Source organism: Staphylococcus sp. Marseille-Q1834, assembly GCF_916858875.1.
Classification (GTDB): Bacteria; Bacillota; Bacilli; order Staphylococcales; family Staphylococcaceae; genus Staphylococcus; species Staphylococcus pragensis.
The window spans coordinates 1,810,371-1,831,106 of the sequence record NZ_CAKASN010000001.1 but is presented as its reverse complement, the minus strand read 5'-3'; the positions used below and the strand labels follow the sequence as shown (position 1 = coordinate 1,831,106).

21 protein-coding genes and 1 pseudogene are annotated in these 20,736 nt (G+C 32.8%); 7 read left to right on the top strand and 15 right to left on the bottom strand.

The window, feature by feature from the left end:
- Positions 1-11: 11 nt before the first annotated feature.
- Together LIX58_RS09105 and LIX58_RS09100 are read right to left on the bottom strand one after the other, a co-directional pair.
- Positions 12-1,259, bottom strand: a complete 1,248-nt coding sequence (locus tag LIX58_RS09105) for an aminopeptidase (protein WP_226386264.1) — start codon at positions 1,257-1,259, stop codon at positions 12-14.
- A gap of 13 nt (positions 1,260-1,272) precedes the next feature.
- Positions 1,273-1,479, bottom strand: coding sequence for a DUF1128 domain-containing protein (locus tag LIX58_RS09100; RefSeq protein WP_126566349.1), 207 nt, complete (start codon positions 1,477-1,479; stop codon positions 1,273-1,275).
- 140 nt (positions 1,480-1,619) lie between these two features.
- On the opposite strand from LIX58_RS09100, the gene LIX58_RS09095 reads away from it, so the two are divergent.
- The 3 genes from LIX58_RS09095 (at position 1,620) to LIX58_RS09085 (ending at position 3,687) form a co-directional block, all read left to right on the top strand.
- Complete coding sequence (locus LIX58_RS09095) at positions 1,620-2,084, top strand: low molecular weight protein-tyrosine-phosphatase (RefSeq protein ID WP_154838318.1); 465 nt, start codon at positions 1,620-1,622, stop codon at positions 2,082-2,084.
- A 6-nt stretch (positions 2,085-2,090) separates the two neighbouring features.
- Complete coding sequence (locus LIX58_RS09090) at positions 2,091-2,375, top strand: YtxH domain-containing protein (protein ID WP_135789026.1); 285 nt, start codon at positions 2,091-2,093, stop codon at positions 2,373-2,375.
- Between the two features lie 94 nt (positions 2,376-2,469).
- Complete coding sequence (locus LIX58_RS09085) at positions 2,470-3,687, top strand: YihY/virulence factor BrkB family protein (RefSeq protein WP_154838317.1); 1,218 nt, start codon at positions 2,470-2,472, stop codon at positions 3,685-3,687.
- A gap of 52 nt (positions 3,688-3,739) precedes the next feature.
- Here LIX58_RS09085 and vraR read toward each other — a convergent pair whose 3' ends face one another.
- Genes vraR through LIX58_RS09065 form a run of 4 tightly spaced genes read right to left on the bottom strand, consistent with a single transcriptional unit; the run spans position 3,740 to position 6,518 of the window.
- Complete coding sequence (vraR, locus tag LIX58_RS09080) at positions 3,740-4,369, bottom strand: two-component system response regulator VraR (protein ID WP_103328275.1); 630 nt, start codon at positions 4,367-4,369, stop codon at positions 3,740-3,742.
- Positions 4,359-5,405, bottom strand: a complete 1,047-nt coding sequence (locus LIX58_RS09075; protein WP_154838316.1) for a sensor histidine kinase — start codon at positions 5,403-5,405, stop codon at positions 4,359-4,361. Before LIX58_RS09075 ends, vraR begins: the two co-directional genes overlap by 11 nt.
- The gene (liaF, locus tag LIX58_RS09070; protein WP_126565856.1) at positions 5,402-6,103 is read right to left on the bottom strand and encodes a cell wall-active antibiotics response protein LiaF; all 702 of its coding nucleotides are present in this window, start codon (positions 6,101-6,103) and stop codon (positions 5,402-5,404) included. Before liaF ends, LIX58_RS09075 begins: the two co-directional genes overlap by 4 nt.
- 28 nt (positions 6,104-6,131) lie before the next feature.
- Positions 6,132-6,518, bottom strand: coding sequence for a hypothetical protein (locus LIX58_RS09065; RefSeq protein WP_154838315.1), 387 nt, complete (start codon positions 6,516-6,518; stop codon positions 6,132-6,134).
- 227 nt (positions 6,519-6,745) lie between these two features.
- Between LIX58_RS09065 and LIX58_RS09060 the strand changes: the two genes are divergently transcribed.
- The gene (locus tag LIX58_RS09060) at positions 6,746-7,603 is read left to right on the top strand and encodes an SDR family oxidoreductase (protein ID WP_126565858.1); all 858 of its coding nucleotides are present in this window, start codon (positions 6,746-6,748) and stop codon (positions 7,601-7,603) included.
- A gap of 108 nt (positions 7,604-7,711) precedes the next feature.
- Here the strand turns inward: LIX58_RS09060 and map are convergent, their stop codons facing one another.
- On the bottom strand, positions 7,712-8,464 hold the full coding sequence (map, locus tag LIX58_RS09055; RefSeq protein WP_126565859.1) for a type I methionyl aminopeptidase: 753 nt from the start codon (positions 8,462-8,464) through the stop codon (positions 7,712-7,714).
- Positions 8,465-8,614: 150 nt separating this feature from the next.
- Between map and LIX58_RS09050 the strand changes: the two genes are divergently transcribed.
- Positions 8,615-9,628: an FUSC family protein gene (locus tag LIX58_RS09050; RefSeq protein ID WP_126565860.1), complete on the top strand. Its 1,014-nt coding sequence runs from the start codon at positions 8,615-8,617 to the stop codon at positions 9,626-9,628.
- A gap of 98 nt (positions 9,629-9,726) precedes the next feature.
- Here the strand turns inward: LIX58_RS09050 and LIX58_RS09045 are convergent, their stop codons facing one another.
- Complete coding sequence (locus LIX58_RS09045; protein ID WP_154838314.1) at positions 9,727-10,446, bottom strand: type 1 glutamine amidotransferase; 720 nt, start codon at positions 10,444-10,446, stop codon at positions 9,727-9,729.
- A gap of 2 nt (positions 10,447-10,448) precedes the next feature.
- Positions 10,449-11,759, bottom strand: coding sequence for a Mur ligase family protein (locus LIX58_RS09040; protein ID WP_154838313.1), 1,311 nt, complete (start codon positions 11,757-11,759; stop codon positions 10,449-10,451).
- A 190-nt stretch (positions 11,760-11,949) separates the two neighbouring features.
- On the opposite strand from LIX58_RS09040, the gene ftnA reads away from it, so the two are divergent.
- Positions 11,950-12,450, top strand: coding sequence for an H-type ferritin FtnA (gene ftnA, locus LIX58_RS09035; protein ID WP_126565863.1), 501 nt, complete (start codon positions 11,950-11,952; stop codon positions 12,448-12,450).
- A 157-nt stretch (positions 12,451-12,607) separates the two neighbouring features.
- Positions 12,608-13,162 carry a 3'-5' exonuclease gene (locus LIX58_RS09030; protein WP_126565864.1) on the top strand — a complete coding sequence of 185 codons (555 nt, stop codon included), beginning with the start codon at positions 12,608-12,610 and terminating at the stop codon, positions 13,160-13,162.
- Between the two features lie 51 nt (positions 13,163-13,213).
- Here LIX58_RS09030 and dinB read toward each other — a convergent pair.
- From dinB to gatA, 6 genes and pseudogenes are all read right to left on the bottom strand, one after another.
- Positions 13,214-14,279, bottom strand: a pseudogene (gene dinB, locus LIX58_RS09025) (DNA polymerase IV).
- A 120-nt stretch (positions 14,280-14,399) separates the two neighbouring features.
- The gene (locus LIX58_RS09020) at positions 14,400-14,948 is read right to left on the bottom strand and encodes a DUF3267 domain-containing protein (protein WP_154838312.1); all 549 of its coding nucleotides are present in this window, start codon (positions 14,946-14,948) and stop codon (positions 14,400-14,402) included.
- 173 nt (positions 14,949-15,121) lie between these two features.
- Positions 15,122-16,483, bottom strand: a complete 1,362-nt coding sequence (gene rlmD / locus LIX58_RS09015) for a 23S rRNA (uracil(1939)-C(5))-methyltransferase RlmD (protein WP_154838311.1) — start codon at positions 16,481-16,483, stop codon at positions 15,122-15,124.
- Between the two features lie 155 nt (positions 16,484-16,638).
- On the bottom strand, positions 16,639-17,571 hold the full coding sequence (locus tag LIX58_RS09010) for a diacylglycerol kinase (RefSeq protein WP_126565868.1): 933 nt from the start codon (positions 17,569-17,571) through the stop codon (positions 16,639-16,641).
- A 266-nt stretch (positions 17,572-17,837) separates the two neighbouring features.
- A complete protein-coding gene (gene gatB / locus LIX58_RS09005; RefSeq protein ID WP_154838310.1) occupies positions 17,838-19,265 on the bottom strand; it encodes an Asp-tRNA(Asn)/Glu-tRNA(Gln) amidotransferase subunit GatB in 1,428 nt (475 codons plus the stop codon).
- 12 nt (positions 19,266-19,277) lie between these two features.
- Positions 19,278-20,735 carry an Asp-tRNA(Asn)/Glu-tRNA(Gln) amidotransferase subunit GatA gene (gatA, locus tag LIX58_RS09000; protein ID WP_126565870.1) on the bottom strand — a complete coding sequence of 486 codons (1,458 nt, stop codon included), beginning with the start codon at positions 20,733-20,735 and terminating at the stop codon, positions 19,278-19,280.
- Between the last annotated feature and the right edge of the window lies 1 nt (position 20,736).

The following is a 20,736-nucleotide window of genomic DNA, read 5'->3' as shown; positions in this document are numbered from 1 at the left end:
CTTTTACTATGTTATTGAGCCCAATTCCCGTTTTCAAAAACTAATTCTTTACTGCCGTCATGAAGTATGCCGTATATAGTTAAATCAGAACTACCTATCATAAAATCTACATGCGTATTTGAATCATTCAAACCACTAGCAATCTTCTCTTCAGTAGTCATTTCAGTGCCACCTTTAACGTTGAAACCGTAAGCTGAGCCAATAGCTAAATGGCATGATGCGTTCTCATCAAATAAAGTATTGTAGAAAATAGTATTACGGTTAGAAATAGGTGAATCGTCTGGCACAAGTGCTACTTCACCTAATCGTTTAGAGCCCTCATCTGTATCAATTAAGTCTCTTAATACGTCTTCACCTTGTTCAGCTTTATAATCAACGATAACGCCATCTTTGAACGTTAATGTAAAACCATCGATAATAGTGCCATTGTAACTTAATGGAAGCTTATTCGTTACATAACCATTTACGTTATTGCGGTCTGGTGCTGTGAATACTTCTTCAGTAGGAATGTTCGCAATGAAAGGTTGTTGATCTCCATTAACATAACTTGTAGCGTCTTCCCAAATATGTCCTTCTGGTAAGCCTACTACTAAATCTGTACCTTCAGAAAGATAATGTAATGCTTTATAATTTTTCTCTTGTAATTTATTCGCATGAACGCTTAAATTCTCCACATGCTTTTTCCAATTTTCAACTGGATTATTGCCGTCGATACGCACGATATCAAATACTTCGTCTACAAATTTATTAAATGCTTCCTCTTCTGAAAGCTCTGGATAAACGCGTTTAGCCCATGCTTTAGAAGGAAATGCAGCAACTACCCAAGGGAATTTATTTTTCTGGCTACCTTCCATATAACCTTTAAATGCTTTAGCATATTTCATTTGAGACGCTTTTAATTTTTTAGAATCTATACCATTTAATAAATCAGGATCTTCAGTAAGTAACGCTAAATTAGCAGCACCTCGATTTGCATAATCCATGCGTTCTTCAACATCATATGATTTTACTGGAGAATTTTCAAAAGTTTCTACAGACTCATATTCAAATTTTAATCGACTTAATGTAGGGTCTCCATAAACCACTCTGACATCTGATGCGCCCGCTTTATAAGATTCTTCAACAATTAAGCGCGTTAGCTCTATTGCATCTACAGATGATCTAATAAAAACAGGTTGTTTAGGTTGAACATTCATCCCTACTTTTACTAATAATTCTGCATATTGTTGTAATTTCTCTTCATAACTCAATGTTGCCATTTGAACTTCCTCCTTAGTCTTGACGTAAATTGCCTAATTCATCTGCTATCGCTGTGACTTCGCTTGGTGAAAATGACTCTTTAGACATCACAAAACTATGAATTTCTTCAATATCTTCATTATTTGCTTCTTTAAATTTATCCGGATTTAATAAACCTTGATTAACTATGTTTAATTTCTTTCTAATATCTTTAATCATTTCTTCATTACTTTGTGCCATATTCTTCACCTCTTTATTTCAACATTCTATCAAAGTATGAATATTTAATAAACTTTTATAGAATTTGACAAATTTATTACTTTCTAAATGTTTAAATTAAATATAAAATGGTTTTATATTATAGTTTGGAGGTATGTATATTGATAGATGTAGCTTTTGCCTGTCTAGGAAATATTTGTCGTTCTCCAATGGCTGAAGCAATTATGCGTCAGCGTTTAAAAGATCGCGGTATTTCTGGAATAACTGTTCATTCAAGAGGTACAGGTCGTTGGAATTTAGGTGAACCTCCTCATGAGGGTACCCAAGATATTCTAAAACGTCATAATGTGCCCTTCGATGGTATGATAAGTGAGCTTTTTGAACCTAATGATGACTTTGATTACATCATTGCAATGGATCAAAGTAATGTAGATAATATCAAATCAATTAATCCTAATCTTAAAGGACAATTGTTCAAATTGCTTGAATTTAGTAACATGGAAGAGAGTGATGTACCAGATCCATATTACACAAATAATTTCGAAGGCGTGTATGAAATGGTACAATCATCTTGTGACAATCTAATAGATTTCATCATTAAAGATGCAAACATGAAAGAGGGGTAACTTAAAATGGAAAACAAATTAATTCCTGGTATTATTATTGGTGCTATTGTTGGCGGTGCTGCTACATTAGCTGATAAATCAACTCGTAACTCATTAGTACAATCTGCTAAAGATGTTAAAAACGGTAATCGTTCTCGTAAACCATCTAAAATCAGTTCTATTAAAGATGAAGTTATGTACTGGAAAGATACAATCGAAGAAATTCGCCGTAATAATCCAGAGTTAGAAAGATCAATTAGAGATGCTAAAGATACCTTTGTAAATCGTAAAAATAATCGTATCGGCAAATAATTGATATTTAAAGGCAAAATTCCTTTTTACTAAAGAAATTTTGCCTTTAATTTTAAAAGAAATAATTATTGTTAATTGTACAAAGGAGATTGTTATGTCAAAACAAAATCAATCAAATTCTAATTATCTTAATTCTATTAAAGATAAAGAGAATGAGAAGAAAGATAAGATTAAGGTTGATCGTACATATGTAGAACCTCAAGAATTTCAATCTAAGGAACCTAAAAAAGATAACCAAGTGTTTTTCGTATCTAGACTCAATAAGCCTGCGAAATACACTAAGGATTCTAACTTTTTCTCATATTTAATTTATCGTATTGGAAAAGATGATGCCGCTGGACTAGCTGCTCAAATGACTTATCATTTTGTATTAGCTATGTTCCCTATGCTCATCTTTTTATTAACACTTTTACCATTATTTAATTTAGATCAAAAACAAATCACTGATTTATTAAGTAATGCGCCAGCAGAAACTTCATCGTTAATTAAAGGCGTTATTACTGATGTTACTAAAAACTCAAGTGGTGGCTTACTATCTATTGGTTTGATTTTAGCAATTTGGTCAGCGTCTAATGGTATGACAGCAATTATGAATTCTTTCAATGTGGCTTATGACGTTGAGGATAATCGAAACGGTATTGTATTAAAAATATTAAGTGTCGTATTCACTGTTGTTTTAGGCGTTGTATTTTTAGCAGCGATGACATTGCCAACTATGGGTTCAGTAATCGCTCATTTCCTATTTGGTCCGTTAGGCTTAGATGATGAAGTTAAATGGATATTTAATTTAGTTCAAGTCGTTCTACCATTAATTATTATTTTAATTTTATTCACTATTCTTTATTCAGTAGCACCAAATGTTAAAACAAAGTTAAAATCAGTTTTACCAGGTGCAATCTTCACATCAGTGATTTGGTTAATTGGTTCATTTGCATTTGGTTTCTATATTTCAAACTTTGGTAACTATTCTAAAACTTATGGTAGTATCGCAGGTATTATCATTTTATTAATTTGGATTTATTTAACTAGTTTTATTATTCTAATAGGTGCAGAGATTAATGCTATCATCCATCAAAGAAAAGTCATTCAAGGATTATCACCAGAAGAAGCAGCATTAAAACACGATGATAATAACCAAAATCATTACAATGAAGATACAACATATGAATATAAACAAACACCACCTGGACAAGATGAGGATTATAAAGTAGACAAAGATCCTGATAATAAAACAAAAGAAAAAGAATCACTTACTGATAAAATTAAAGATAAATTCAGTAACGATGATGATGATGATAAGAAAAATAAATAATAAGTAAGAATAAAGGACAAGACGTTTTTCCGTCTTGTCCTTTATTGATTCGTTATTGAATTAAATTGTGTTGGAAAGCATAAATTACAGCTTGAGTTCTATCTTGTACTTCTAATTTACTTAAGATATTACTTACATGGGTTTTAACCGTTTTAATTGTAATATGAGACGCACTAGCAATTTCTTGGTTCGAATACCCTTTTGCAATTAATAATAATATTTCCATTTCACGTTCAGTTAGCATTTCATATAATTCTGCTCTTTTTTTCATTCTATTGCGCATTTTAACCAATACTTCTGGCTCAAATACAGATTCACCGTGATATGTTTTACGTACAGCTTCAGCTATATCGCTTGCGCTTGTTGTTTTTAATATATAACTATCTACGCCAGCATCTAAGGCTCTATATACTTCTTTGTCTTCAATAAAGCTTGTAAGCATTACTACTTTTATATGAGGTAAATCTTTCTTAATTTGAGTCGTAGCTTCAACACCATCCATATCATCCATAAGTAAATCCATTAAGATTAAGTCTGGTTGTAATTCGTGTGCTTTAGCAATAGCTTCTTTTCCTGATGCGCCTTCTCCCACGACTTCAATATCTTCTTGAGTTGATAAATAACTAGAAATCCCAATTCGAACCATTTCGTGGTCATCCACAAATAGTACTTTAATCGCCATACAAATCATCCTCCTTATGTAATGGTGCTTTCACTTCTATTCTTGTTCCTGCATCTGGTAAGGAAACAATATGGAAAGTCGCTCCAATTTCTAACGCACGTTCTCGCATATTTTTTAAACCATAGCTTTGTTCAAGCTTTTCATCAACATTAAAGCCTTTTCCATTATCTTGAATACGCAATAATAAATAATCTTCTTTATTGAATAATTCAACCGTTACTTTCGTACCGTTTGAATGGCGCAACGTATTAGAAATAGCTTCTTGCGTAATTCTAAACAAATGATCTTCAATCCCTTTAGGTACTTCAAAGTCTTCAATATCATGAATCACTTTCATAGGCACTTTCTTCTGTAAATCAATGACTAAGTCTTTAATACCTTCACCTAATGACTTATCTTTGAGACCAATTGGGCGAAGATGTAATAAAAGTGCTCGCATTTCTAATTGAGATTCTTGGACCATTTTTTCAAGTACTGGTATTTGTTGATCTAGTGGTGGCTCTAATTTCGTTTCTTTGATAGCTGAGAGCATCATGCTAGCTGCGAAAAGTTGTTGACTTACAGAGTCGTGTAATTCACGCGCTAAACGTTGACGCTCGTCTTCAATAATCTTTTTCACTTTGACATCATTCATATTATAATTTTCATTGGTTAAATTTTGCGTTTTAATTCTTAAACGATGTAATTCTTGATTTAATGGTACAAGCGTTTGATAAATATCAATGGTTTCGTTATAAAGTTCAATATTTTGGTCATTGATACCTACCGTTTCACCCTCGATAGCATGTTCAATTTGATTTTTAATCCAATGATTTTGTTGGTTAATCTTATAAGCTAAAACAGAACCAACAATAATGCATAATAAAATAATGATTAAGTTTAAAAATAAGAATACAGGTATGCCGAAGATTTGGGTATAAAACATCCCTTGGAAATAAATAATGTTTACGAATACTTTATCTATAAATAAGAACGCGGTTAACATGCTATACACGAGGATTAACATGGAACCAATAGCTCTTAAGTAGTGATTCATCTATAAACCACCTCAACATCACCTATAAATGTTGAAATATAAATATTTACATTATAGTTTTCTTCTTTAGGTTTTTCTTCAACTTGAATATGATTATTCTCCACTTTATATGATTGGCCGTTTAAATAAGCTGTGCCATAAAAAGCAGCCATGTGTAAATTAATATTGTAATTTGTAGGCACAATAAGTTGAACTTTTCCTAACACATGTCTAACTACAATCGTATTATTCTCTTTGATATTAGCCGCTTTCGTCATATCAATGTGAATATCTCCTACACCATGTTGAATTTGTACGTCTTCCCACTTATACACGTAAACAGGCGTACGTTGTTCGCCAAACCATTTCTGTTTAATGAATTGAGGAGACGTTACTTCCTCTTCAGAAGCCACTATTTCTAAAGGCTTAAATTTGAATATTAAGTATCTAATAATAACAATGACTAAGAAAATAAACAAAATAATAATAGTATACTTATTTGACAACAAGGTAAAAGCGATAAGAAGAATACCTATCCAGAACGCTAAGAGACCCCTTACTTTATGAAAGTAAAGGTATCCAACATAAACTAATATACATCCTAATAACAGTATAAATAGGTAGCCTATCTTCTCGAAAAAGATATAATAAAAGTTCGCTATAATCATTAAAGCAGTAAAAATAATTAATAATTCTGTTGATATATACTTACGAGTCAATCTGTCGCCCCCTATCTATTTAAAATTTTTAAGCTATGATACTGATTTGCTCAATAATATCACATTGCCCTTTTGTTGTTATGCGTTCTCTTGCACAACGATGAATGTCCGCTTCAATTCTAGCGCAATATGCTTCAAACATATCTAATTGGCTTTTTAGACTTTCAATTTCACAATTGTTAATTTCTTGAGCATTTTTAATATTATACATATTTGCTACATCAATATACTTATTTTCTAATGTTGCTGTTAAACTGTCAATTAACTTATTCATTTGCAGCTTCTTTGTTTTTAAATAAGCAATATATCTTTCAATACTATTTAATTTATTATCTAATGCTGCGCGGTACTCATTGATGTTCTGTTTAATTATTATCTTTAGAAAATGTTGTACATATAAATCTATATAATTCATAGAACCACCTCGTTCCTGATTAAGCATAATTATAATACTTTTAACTATGACTTAATATAGGCTTAGGAACCATCTTTATCTCATACTTAAGGACTAATACATCGATTAGCCTTTTTTAATAATATTGCTGTTTAATTAATATACTTTTTCCTTAAAAGAAAGATTAATTGACTTACAATTGGTTATAGTGAATACTAGTTTCACATTAAGCTAAAGGAGATTATGAAATGAATTATAAAGTTGCTTTAATTACTGGAGCTTCATCAGGTTTAGGTTTCGAAACGGCTTTATTATTAGCTGAAAAGGGATATAAAGTATATGCGACGATGCGCAATTTAGATAAACAAGACACGTTAAAACAAGCAGCTAAAGATAAAAATTTAAATATAATTATTAAAGAATTAGATGTCACTAAAGTCGATAGTATTGAAACTACAGTCAATGCTATTTTAGAAGATGAGGACACAATCAATGTGCTTATCAATAATGCTGGTGCGGGCTTTGCACGTACGACTGAACATGCGACGGATGAAGAAATGATGTGGCAAGTCAATTTAAATTTAATGGGCGTGATGCGTATGACTAAAGCGATCCTACCTACTATGAGAACACATCGTCAAGGGCATATCGTTAACATCTCATCAGTGGGTGGTTTAGTTGGCCAACCTTTCAATGAAATTTATTGCGCAACTAAATTTGGTGTTGAAGGCTATACTGAAGCATTAGCTAGCTATATCCAGCCTGAATTTAACGTGAAGTTTAGTGTCATCGAACCTGGAGGTATTCAATCCGAATTTACAAACAACTTAATGGCACATCTTGAATCAACAGGCGGTATTCAAGAGGATGAATATCTTCCACTATTCCAATCTTATATGGGTGGTTTAAAGGAAAATTATGGCCCTGGCGCTTCTCAAACATCGGCTGAAGTAGCTCAAGTTATTATTGATACAATTGAGATGGAAGAGCCACCTGTTAGAGTCCGTACATCGGCTTGGTCTGAAGACTTCACACGTTTAAAAACGGAAGCGGACCCAACTGGAAAATTGCTACAAGCTCAAGTTAAAAAATTACTAGGCAAATAAATAAATTTTAAAATTAAGTTTTTCTATAATTAAAGCCCTTAATAGAGTAATTTAAACTCTATTAAGGGCTATTGTTTCATATTAATTCTACTACATTAGTTTAAGCTTTTAATCAATTTTCGTTGTTAAGATTGGACCATCTTTGGTAACGATAACTGTATGTTCAATTTGTGCAACAAAACTTTTATCCTTTGTTTCAAACGCCCATTCATTTTTACCTTCTGTTACAAACGTTGCTTTAGAAGAAATAAATGGTTCTACTGCAATTACCACACCTTCTTTTAAAAGTGTTTTATCTTTAGGATCGTAGTAGTTCATAACATGGTTAGGCGCTTCATGTAATGATTGGCCTACACCATGGCCTGTTAAGTTTTTAATAACAGTTAAATCATTTTGGCGGGCTGTTGCATGAACTGCTTTACCAATATTACTTAATTTAGTGCCTGGTTTAATTTTAGACATTGCATTTTCAAAAGCCATAATAGCTACATCACAAACTTTTTGTTTTAATGGATTATCCGCTTCTCCTACTACAAATGAGATGCCTGTATCAGCGTAGTAGCCATTCTTCAAAGCAGAAACATCAATATTAACTAAGTCACCTTCACGGATGATACGTTTGCCAGGAATACCATGTGCAACTTCTTCATTCACACTGATACAAGTTTGACCTGGGAAGTTCTCATCATGAATTGGTGCTGAGATGGCACCATGTTCTTCAAATAACTCTTTAGCAATGTTATCTAATTCTTTAGTTGTGATACCAGGTTTAGTCGCCTCTTGCATTGTGTCTCTAACTTTAGCACAAATATAACCTATTTCCTTTAAGGCTTGTAATTCTTCATCTGTTTTTACAATCATATTATCCCGTTCCTTTTTAATTGTTGTTACATCTTATTATACCAAAATTTTTTTGATATACTAAATATGATAAACAAAACGTTAATAATTATTATTTTTAAATATAGATATACAGGATTATTTTCGGTCAACGAGAGGATTTATAGATTCATGAACAAATGGTATAAGCACATTATTGGAGCTAGAACAATTAAAACAGGGTTAGCGACCTTTCTGACCTCCCTATTTTGTTTAATGCTTAATCTAACTCCTATCTTCGCAATACTCACTGCAATTGTTACGATTGAACCTACTGCTAAAGCTTCGTTGAAAAAGGGTTACCGTAGATTACCCGCTACAGTAATTGGGGCGTTATTTGCAGTTATATTTACATACATATTTGGAGATACATCTCCTTTATCATATACATTCGCTGCAGTATTTACAATTATGCTGTGTACTAAATTAAACTTACAAGTGGGTACAACCGTAGCGGTATTGACTGCTATGGCGATGATACCTGGTATTCATCACGCCTACTACTTTAATTTCTTTTCAAGGTTATTAACTGCCTTAATTGGATTAGTAACTGCAGGGTTAGTTAACTTCATCATTTTACCTCCAAAATATTATCAACAAATAGAAGATAATTTATCGGTTATAGAACATAAGATGTATAAATTATTTGCGATTAGATGTCAGGAATTACTATTAGGTAAATTCCAATCAGATGAAAGCAATGATTTACTTGATAAATTAGCAGGTCTTAATACTAAAACAGAAACGCTAATTGGATACCAACGAGACGAGTTAAGATACCATAAAAATAAAGAGAACGAATGGAAACGATTAAAAAATATTTCTAATCGTGCGTACAGCGACCGTTTATTTGCTACCCATCTTTCTAATATTATCTACTTGCCTAAAAATATTCATCTTAAATTTACTGCTGATGAAAAAATGGCTATTATCAAAATTAGTAATAGTATTAATAAGATTCCATTAAATGATGAATTTATTCGTCAAAAAGAAGCCGCTTCAACATTAAAATCATCTGTTAAACTACTTGAAGAGTTTGACCAAAATCAAATTAAAAGTCATCTTATCTATGAAATTTTATTAATTTATAAAATACTTGATACTCGCTTTGAAGATAAAGAAAGACAGGAGCACGACAGAAATTAAAAAATTTCTTTGTCCTACTCCGACTAATTGAGTAGCTACTGTCAAAATACAAATTAAGGCTAAGACATTTTGAAATGTCTTAGCCTATTTATTTATATTTAATTTTTAGCTGAACGTTCGATAATGACACGTTTAGCAGCTTCTTCTTCAGTGTTATCAAGATGTCTTGGTTCAAAAGGTATACCTTTACGCTCACATGCTTTTTCTAATAAGTAATCTGTTAACTCATGATTTTTAGGTAAAATTGGTCCGTGTAAATACGTACCTAATAAGTTTTTATAATGAATACCTTCACGTTTATCGGTATCATTATTACCATAACCCACTTTAACCTGACCTAATGTACCAAAGTTATGATGCGTACGACCGCCATGATTTTCAAAGCCGACAATTGTGCCAAACGTATCGCTTTCAATCACAATATCTCCAGTTAAACGATCTGTACGTGATTCCGTATAAAAGTCTAAGATTCCTAAACCTTCTAACTCAGTGCCATCTGGAGTAATATATTTTGTACCTAAGAACTGGTAACCGCCACAAATCGTTAAGCCTGGCATACCATCTTCAATCGCTTCTTTTAATTTTGTTTTAATCTTACTTAATTCTTTTGTAGCGATACTTTGTTCTCTATCGCTTCCGCCACCGATAAAGAAGATATCACAATTATCTAGAGTGACACCTTCTGTTTCATTAACTTCTACAACATTTAATTTGATATTACGTTTTTTAGCACGTTGCTTAAGGGCGATAATATTCCCGATGTCACTATATAAATTCAATTTGTCTGACATAAAGTGATAGACTGTTAATTCATTCATATTTATTGCCCTCCTACAAATGAACGATTAAGTTGTTCAAGCATTGGTGATAATGACGTATAGTTTGGAATAGCTACAGTGAAGCCACTATAATTCATTGTTAATGCTGTTGCTTTATAAATATCCTTTTCAAGCACTATAGGCACTGTAACTTCAGCTAATTTCAAACGTAATTGTAACTCCTCTGCACGTGTACCTGTCACTATAATCGCTTCAATATCTTGTTCGCTTAACTTTTCAAAATCAGCGTCATAAATCCATGATGTATCGCGACCATCCGCTGCATTATCATTTAGACTAATAACATAGACTTTCTTACCTTCTAGTTGCTCGCCTACTGATAAACTTGCATTCATACCTGCAGGGTTCTTAGCTAAGTTAATCATTGCCTCTTTCTCATTTAGTTTAAAATACTGCATACGTCCATTATCAGAAGTGTAAGTTTCAAAACCTTTGCGAATGGACTCGTCATTAAGTCCTAACTCTCTTAATACTGAATAAGCGGCGATAGCATTGAAAGCGTTGAAGTCCCCAGCAATCTTCATATCGAACTGTGTATCGTTAATATTTAATTTTAAGAATGGTGATACGTTAAATGTGTTGACTTCATATTTAGGCGTTTCACGTTTGAAACCACATGTACAATGGTAATGCCCAATTTGATTGTAATGTATGTAGTCATATTCTAATAATCTTCCACAGTTAGGACAGTATTTACTTTCATTCATTGTACTTTGTTCAAATTCATGGGCATGTGCTTTCATGCCGTAATAAACAATCGTATCACTTGCGATTTTAAGACGACTCACAAATGGATCATCTGCATTAAGTAATAACTTAATTCCTTTATTACTGATTGATTTCGCAATATTATTAACCATAATATCAATTTCACCGAAACGGTCCATTTGATCTCGGAAAAAGTTGGTAAAAATCATCATAGTTGGTGTAACTTCTTTTAACACACGCGGAATAGAACCTTCATCAATTTCAATTACCGCTACTTTTGTATTTTTAGTTGATTGCATAATAAATGCGGACGTAATACCAGCCGCCATGTTTGCACCTTCATTATTATGAATAATATCGATATTATTCGCTTTTAAAGTATGACCTATTAAGTTAGAAGTAGTAGTCTTTCCATTCGTACCACTTACGAATACGATATCATCTACTTGTGCGGCTAATTTACGTAATATATTTTGATCCACTATACGTGCAATTTGACCTGGTAAGTCAGTACCCTTTTTACCAGCTGCGATACTCGCTCTACGGGCCAATTTAGCTAAGTGGGTTGCAGTCCATTGTCTCATGAGCTTCCTCCTTGTTTAATTCACTCGCATAATTATAACACGTTACGGGTATAACAAAAAACATTCTCAATTAGAAATGATATTATACACTCTAGATTATAATAATTATTATTTACTAATGAGAATAAATTTGTTATACTCAAAAAGAACAAACAGAGAAGATAAATTTTATATTTGAGGTGACTTATTTATGTTAAGTAAAGATTTATTAGAAGCATTAAACGACCAAATGAATCACGAGTATTTCGCAGCACATGCATATATGGCAATGGCAGCTTATTGTGATGATAAATCATACGAAGGATTTGCTAACTTCTATATTCAACAAGCTAAAGAAGAACGTTTCCACGGTAAAAAAATCTATGACTATATCAATGATCGTGGAGAACGTGCAGAATTTAGAGCAATTCCTGCGCCAAAAACTGATTTCAATTCTATCTTAGAAACATTCAAAGACGGCTTAGCTCAAGAACAAGACGTAACACGTCGTTTCTACAATTTATCTGAAATTGCTCAAAAAGATAAAGACTATGCTACAATTTCATTCTTAAATTGGTTCTTAGATGAACAAGTAGAAGAAGAATCTACCTTTGAAACTCACATCGATTACTTAACTCGTATCGGTGACGATTGCAACACATTATATTTATATGAAAAAGAACTTGCATCTCGTTCATTTGATGAAGAATAAGTTTAACATTCATTTCAAAATTAATGTATAAATTTAACCCGTATTACTCTCCCCCACACTTTGGAGTAATACGGGTTATTCTTTATGCAACTTTCTGTTATTTTTAACGATATTAAGCTAAACTAACAACATCTTTAAATAAAGAAAGGAAATGTATATGCCTAGTAATTCATTCGTAGCACTTGATTTTGAAACAGCTAATGGTAAGCGCACTAGTATTTGTTCAGTGGGTATGGTGAAAGTGGTTGATAATGAAATCGTAGAATCCTTCTATACACTGGTAAATCCCTTTGATTACTTTTCAAAAACCAATATTGCCGTTCATGGTATAAAGCCTCAAGATGTAGAAAATGCACCTAGCTTTGCATATGTATATCCTTATATGTTGCAATTTATTGATAAGCTTCCTGTTGTTGCTCATAATGCAACATTTGATATGAATGTGTTACATCAAAGTTTAAAGCAATTAAATATTGAGACCCCTTCTTTAATGTACTTCTGTTCTTATCAATTGGCTAAACGTACAATTAGTGCTTATCGCTATGGCCTAAAGCATTTAATGAACCATTATAAATTGGATTTCCACGGGCATCATGATGCATTAAATGATGCTAAAGCATGTGCCATGATTACGTTTAGATTGTTAAAACACTATGATAATCTTGATAGCATGTTACAAATTTACGGAAAAAATTTAAAAGATAAAGGTTAATATCAAAGACTATGGTTAAACTAGCCTTATCAAATGATAAACCTTTATCTTCTAAATAAAATCATATATAGTCATATTTTGATAGGTGGCTTGTTCTAAATTTCCAACTGTTACGCCTATTAGGCGAATAGGTACGTCTGGATCTTTTAATTCATTATACAAATCATATGCCACATTATAAATATCTGTCTCACTACTTACCATTTCTCTTAAACTGCGTTGTTTGGAGAATGTTTCATATTTATGTGTCTTAATTTTTACAGTCACAGTACTGCCAGATTTTTGCAGTTTAGCTAAGCGTTCTGCCGTCTTACTTGATAACTCCCACACTTTCTATCTCATCATCATCATTCATGTCGGTCGAGAAGGTACGCTCCGTACCTACAGATTTACGAATACGCGTCGCTTTAACTTCACTGTCATCGATGCCTCTCGCTTTATTGTATAAACCTCTTCCTTTTTTACCAAACCAACGAATTAATTCAAATTCTGATTTCTCATATAAATCTTTTCCAGTATAAATTTCATGTTCATGCATAATCTTTTTAGACGCTTTACCGACACCGGGAAACTCTCCTATATCTAAATTCATAAGAATGTCATGCACATTATTATAATCTATAACCATCATGCCATTGGGCTTATTCATCCCACTGGCCAATTTAGCTAAATACTTGTTATATGAGACACCCGCCGAAGAGGTTAACCCCGTTTTTTCGAAAATATCTCGACGAATAAAGGCAGCAATTTTAGAAGCTGGCATATCCGGTCTTACTAAATGAGTAATATCTAAATACGCTTCATCTAAAGCAAGTGGTTCAACTATATCTGTATAGCTTTTAAAAATACCCATAATTACTCCAGAAGCTTCACGATAAGCATCAAAACGTGCTCTAACATAGTAACCATTAGGACATAATTTATGTGCTTGAGACATTGGCATGGCAGAATGAACCCCATATTTACGTGCCTCATAAGACGCTGTTGACACTACACCACGGTTGCTTGCTTTACCTCCTACAATTACAGGTTTTCCACGTAACTTAGGATTATCTCTCATTTCTACTTGTGCGTAAAAACAATCCATATCAATATGTACAATACGTCTTTCTGCCATATATGTCCCCCCCTTTTCCGAAAAATAAAAAATAAAAAAAGCCTCGATACAATTATACTGCGTCTATGAGTAAAACTCATGAGATGTGCATAGTACGATTGTATGGAGACTTAACTTATATTACTCGTAATCATTCTGAGCTTGGAATGGTTGATAGTGATACATAAATAAACCTTCATCAGTAGTCTGAACATATTTGAATTTATTAATTACCACGATACCGACTAAATATATATCAAGTAAACAATAAGCTATATGTATACTTAAAATGAAGATAATCGATGAGTAAGAATAAAAACTAAATAAAACCATTAATGCAGCAGTAATCATAATTACTGGGGCTAACATAATTGTACAAAATTGCCATTTATTAAAGTACTTCTTCGAAATATGAATTAATAAAATTCCTTTTTTATATTTAAAATGAGGTTTCTCCCCTTTTGAGAAAACATAAAAAGAAAAACGATGAATAAATTCATGTATGCCTAGAACGATACCAAAGCCTAATATCCCAAAAACAATATTAGTTAAAAATGATTGTTCAATCACTCTAGTAAATGAGAAAGCCCATTTATAAGTTAGCAAAATTGCAAATAATATAACGACGATTTGTATGGCAATAAACTTCGACAAGTTTAATCGGTTGTGATTTAAATCGATTTTATGCACAATTATGACCCCCTATCCCTCTTAATTCATTCATAGTATACATGGACAAATAAAAGAAAAAAAGTATTTTTTTATAAATTAAACACTCTGTAATCTTTTCTTAATATTAATCAAACAAAATTGAATATGAATGAAAGATTAAACACTTCTAAAAGATAATATGTTATATATCATTATTTTCTTTCAAACAAAGCAACTGTTTCAATGTGTGTTGTTTGAGGGAACATGTCCACTGGTGTAATCTCTTTTAAATCATAACTTGAGGCTAATATTTGTGCATCTCGTTGTTGTGTAGAAGGATTACAAGAAATATAAACAATACGTTTGGGATTAAGTGCTAGAAGTGTTTGTAAGAAAGTTTCATCGCATCCTTTTCGAGGAGGATCGACCATGACTACATCAGGTTTAATTCCTTGTTGTTTCCATTCTATAATGACTTCTTCAGCTTTCCCACAGACAAAAGTCGTATTATCAAGTCCGTTTAAAGTCGCATTTTGCTTCGCATCTTTAATTGCAGATGGAACGACTTCTACCCCATATACATGTTTAGCTACAGGCGCCATATATAATCCAATCGTACCGATGCCACAATAAGTATCAAGCACCGTTTCTTGACCGTTTATTTGCGCATACTCGATAGCTTTCCTGTATAATTTTTCCGTCTGACTTGAATTTATTTGATAGAAAGATTGATCACTGATTTTGAAGGTAATATCACTTAATGAATCAATAATTTTATCTTTCCCATATAATGTAATGGATTGTTGTCCCATAATCACGTTTGAATGGCTATCATTAATATTCTGTTTAATACTCGTAATGTTCGGAAATGTTTGAGTTAATTGTTCAACTAATAATTGTGCCTGTTTAAATTTAGAACCGTTAGTTACAAAAATAACCATTATTTCATCTGTATAATGACCAGTACGAACAACTAAATGTCTTAATAGTCCTTTCTTAGTACGCTCATTATAAATGCTTATATTGAATTCATTAAGCCACTTTTTAACATGATTCATAATTTCTTGATGTTGATGATCTTGAATCAAACAACTGTTCATATCAATGATGTCATGGCTTCTTTGACGATAATATCCCATGATAGTGTGATGATCCTTATCCTTACCTACAGGTAATTGTGATTTATTTCTATAACGCCAAGGATTTTCCATACCTATCGTGTCATTAATTAATGTTTCATTAAACTGTGCTTTTCTATGGAAAAGATTGACGACTTGCTCTTTTTTCATAGCGAGTTGCGCTTCATATGTCATATGTTGTAATTGACATCCTCCACATTTCCAATAATATTTACAAGGAGGTTCAACTCTGTCTTCGCTCGCTTTTTTGACTTCAAGCAATTTTCCAATAGCGAAATTCTTCTTTACTTTAATCACTTTAAATTCTATTTCCTCATCAATGAGGGCATTAGGAATAAATACAGGATAGCGGTCAAATTTTACTACGCCATGACCTTCATGCGTTAAATCAACTACATGTCCCTGTTTAATATCATTCTTATTTAATGCTTCCACCTTTTTTCACCCCACATGAAAAAGAGGTTTGAGTAGCTTAATGTAGGCGATGATACTTCCCCTATGTCGTCAAACTATGACTCAACCTCTTCTTATTATTCATTAAAATATTTAATTTCAATTGTATATCATTATTTTTTTGAATTAACTTAATGCTACATGCTATCTTGTTGATCTTCAGTTAACTCCTCATTATGAATATCTTTAGGTGTACATACTTCGATATGTCGTTTTAAATTTAAGAAATTAGCTGGCAATTTACCACCATATTCTCCATCTACATTTAATTGCATTTCTGTATATGAAGATATATTGATAGATTTCGCTTTTTCATAAATCACTTTCGGATGTTTCGTATGTTCCCCTCGTGATGCTAATGTCATGATATGTCCTAGTTCTGCTAGATTAGCTTTTTCGACAATAATTAAAGTAAAATGCCCATCGTCTAGCTTAGCGTCTGGTACTAACTTTTCAAAGCCAGCCATAGAATTAGTTAACCCTAATAGAAATAATAGTGCTTCACCTTGGAAGACATTATCATCATATTCAATTCTTAAATCGACTGCTTTCATTTGAGGTAACATTTCGAAACCTTTAATGTAATAAGCAAATGGTCCCACAATTGATTTCAAACGACTTGGCGTTTCATAAGAGACTTGAGTTAATTGCCCTCCTGCTGCCAAGTTGATAAAATAGCGATTATTCATCTTACCAATGTCTACTTTAGTTGTATGGTTATCAATAATAACATCGACAGCTCCCATAATATCATTAGGTAAGTGTAAAGCGCGACCAAAATCATTTACAGTCCCCATAGGAATAATACCTAGTTTAGGGCGATTAGGTCGTTCTGCGATACCATTTACTACTTCATTAAGCGTGCCATCGCCACCAGCTGCAATAAGAATATCATAATTTTGTTTAAGTGCACGTTCAGCTTCAAGCGTTGCATCCCCTTCTCTTTCGGTAGCATAGGCACTTGTTTCATAACCTGCACGTTCTAATTTTATTAACACATCTGGTAAAGTACGTTTAAATAATTCTTTGCCAGATGTTGGATTATAGATGATTCTTGCACGTTTTCTCATAAATTATCCCTCTACTTTTTATACATACACTTATATTAAATGATTTATGAGCGAGTTAAAAGTATTTCAATCGATAAACTTCATTTATGATACAAAAATAATTGGGTCACAATATAAACATATTTAGTTTCTTCACGTTAGCCTGTATTAAGTACTCAATACTAAGTTTAGTTAAATTGGGTGAATCGTTCTTCAAATACAAAGTAAGCCTGAGACACATCCTATTGTTGTCCCAGGCTTATCAAAATTTAAAAATTCAATTAGAATTATCGTTTGTCTAATTCTTGTTTTAAGATTTGGTTTACTTTTTGAGGGTTTGCTTGACCTTTAGAAGCTTTCATAATTTGACCAACTAAGAAGCCCATCGCTTTGCCCTTACCGTTTTTGTAGTCTTCAACTGATTGTGGATTATTGTCTAACGCTTCAGTTACAAATTGAGTTAAAGTAGCCTCATCTGAAATTTGTACTAAACCTTTATCTTCCATGATTTGTTTAGCATCTCCACCATTTTCAGCTAATTCTGGGAAGACTTTCTTAGCAATTTTACTACTCATTGTGCCATCTTCAATAAGTTTAATCATTCCTGCTAAGTTTTCAGGTGTTAATTTAGTATCTTCTAAATCAACTTGGTTTTTATTAAGATACTCATTCACGCCACCCATTAACCAGTTAGAAGTTAATTTAACATCAGCACCGTGCTCAATTGCACCTTCAAAGAAGTCTGACATTTCTTTTGTAAGTGTTAATACATGCGCATCGTATTCAGGTAAACCTAATTCGTTTACATACTTCGCTTTACGTTCGTCTGGTAATTCTGGAATAGTTTGACGTACACGTTCTTTCCACTCGTCATCAACGTATAAAGGTACGATATCTGGTTCTGGGAAGTAACGATAGTCATCTGATCCTTCTTTAACACGCATAAGAATTGTTTTACCAGTAGATTCGTCGAAACGACGTGTTTCTTGTCCGATTGTTCCGCCATTTAGTAATTCTTCTTCTTGACGTTTTTCTTCATATTCTAAACCTTTTCTTACATAGTTAAATGAGTTAAGGTTTTTTAATTCAGTTTTAGTACCGAATTCTTTTTGACCATATGGACGTAATGAAATGTTGGCATCACAACGTAGTGAACCTTCTTCCATTTTACAGTCAGATACGCCAGTGTATTGAATGATTGAGCGTAATTTTTCTAAGTAAGCATATGCTTCTTTTGGTGAACGAATATCTGGTTCAGATACGATTTCGATTAATGGTGTACCTTGACGGTTTAAGTCAACTAAAGAGTAACCATCTTTATGTGTTGATTTACCAGCATCTTCTTCCATGTGAAGACGAGTAATACCAATACGTTTAGTTTCACCATCTACTTCAATATCAATATATCCATTTTCACCAATTGGTTGGTCAAATTGAGAAATTTGATAAGCCTTTGGATTATCTGGATAGAAATAGTTTTTACGGTCAAATTTAGAATGTGTCGCAATATCCATGTTAAGTGCCATTGATGCGCGCATAGCCCAGTCTACAGCACGTCTATTTACAACTGGTAAAACACCTGGATATGCTAAATCAATAACATTAGTATTTGAGTTAGGTTCAGCTCCAAAGTGTGCTGGTGATGGAGAGAACATTTTTGAGTCTGTTTTTAACTCTACGTGAACTTCAAGTCCGATAACTGTTTCAAAATGCATTATTTCCACTCCTTATAAATTTTCGTATGCGTCATGTAAGTTGAATTGTGTTTCATATTGATATGCCACACGATATAACGTCTTTTCATCAAAAGGTTTACCGATGAATTGTAAGCCAATTGGGCGTCCGTTTGATTGTCCACAAGGAACAGAAATACCTGGTAAACCAGCTAAGTTAACAGGTGTAGTTAATAAGTCATTCGCGTACATAGTTAAAGGATCATCAATTTCATCGCCTAAGTTGAACGCAGTTGTTGGAGCAGTAGGACCTACTACAACATCATAATCTTCAAATACTTTATCAAAGTCATTTTTAATTAATGTTCTTACTTTTTGAGATTTTTTATAGTACGCATCATAGTAACCAGAACTTAAGGCAAATGTACCTAAGAAGATACGACGTTTTACTTCATCGCCAAATCCTTCTGATCTAGACATTTTGTATAATTCTTCTAACGTTTGAGCTTCTTTAGAGTGGTAACCATATCTAATACCATCGAAACGAGCTAAGTTAGCTGATGCTTCAGATGATGCGATAACATAATATGAAGGAATACCATATTTAGTATTTGGTAATGACACTTCTTCTACTTCAGCGCCTAAAGATTTCAATGTTTCTACAGCATTTTTAACTGCTTCTTTAACTTCTTCACTTACACCTTCACCCAAATATTCTTTAGGTAGTGCAACTTTAAGTCCTTTAATATCTTTACCGATTTCAGAAGTGAAATCTACATCGTCAACTGGTGCACTAGTAGAATCATGTTCATCTACACCAGCAATAGCTTCTAATACTAAAGCATTATCTTTTACATTACGTGTGATTGGACCAATTTGGTCTAATGAAGAAGCGAATGCTACAAGACCGAAACGTGATACACGACCATATGTAGGTTTCATACCTACTACACCACAGTATGCTGCAGGTTGTCTGATTGAACCACCTGTGTCTGAACCTAAACTAAATGGTACTAAACCAGCTGCAACTGCTGCTGCAGAACCACCTGAAGAACCACCTGGTACTGCTGTGTGATCAAATGGGTTAACTGTTTTTTTGAAGTAAGATGTTTCTGTTGAACCACCCATTGCAAATTCATCCATGTTTAATTTACCAATTAACACGGCATTTTCATTATTTAATTTGTTCATTACAGTAGATTCATAGATAGGTACAAAGCCTTCTAACATTTTACTAGCACATGTTGTTTCTACATCTTTAGTAATAATGTTATCTTTGATACCCATTGGAATACCGAATAATTTACCTTCGATTTGTCCTTTAGCTTGCAACTCATCTAACTCTTCAGCTTTTTTGATTGCATTTTCTTTATCTAAAGCTAAAAATGATTTAACTGTAGGATCAGTTTCTTCAATTGCATCATAAATATCTCTAACAATTTCAGAAGGTTTGATCTCGTTGTTTTTAATCATTTCTGATAATTTTTCAACTGATTCATAGCGAATACTCATC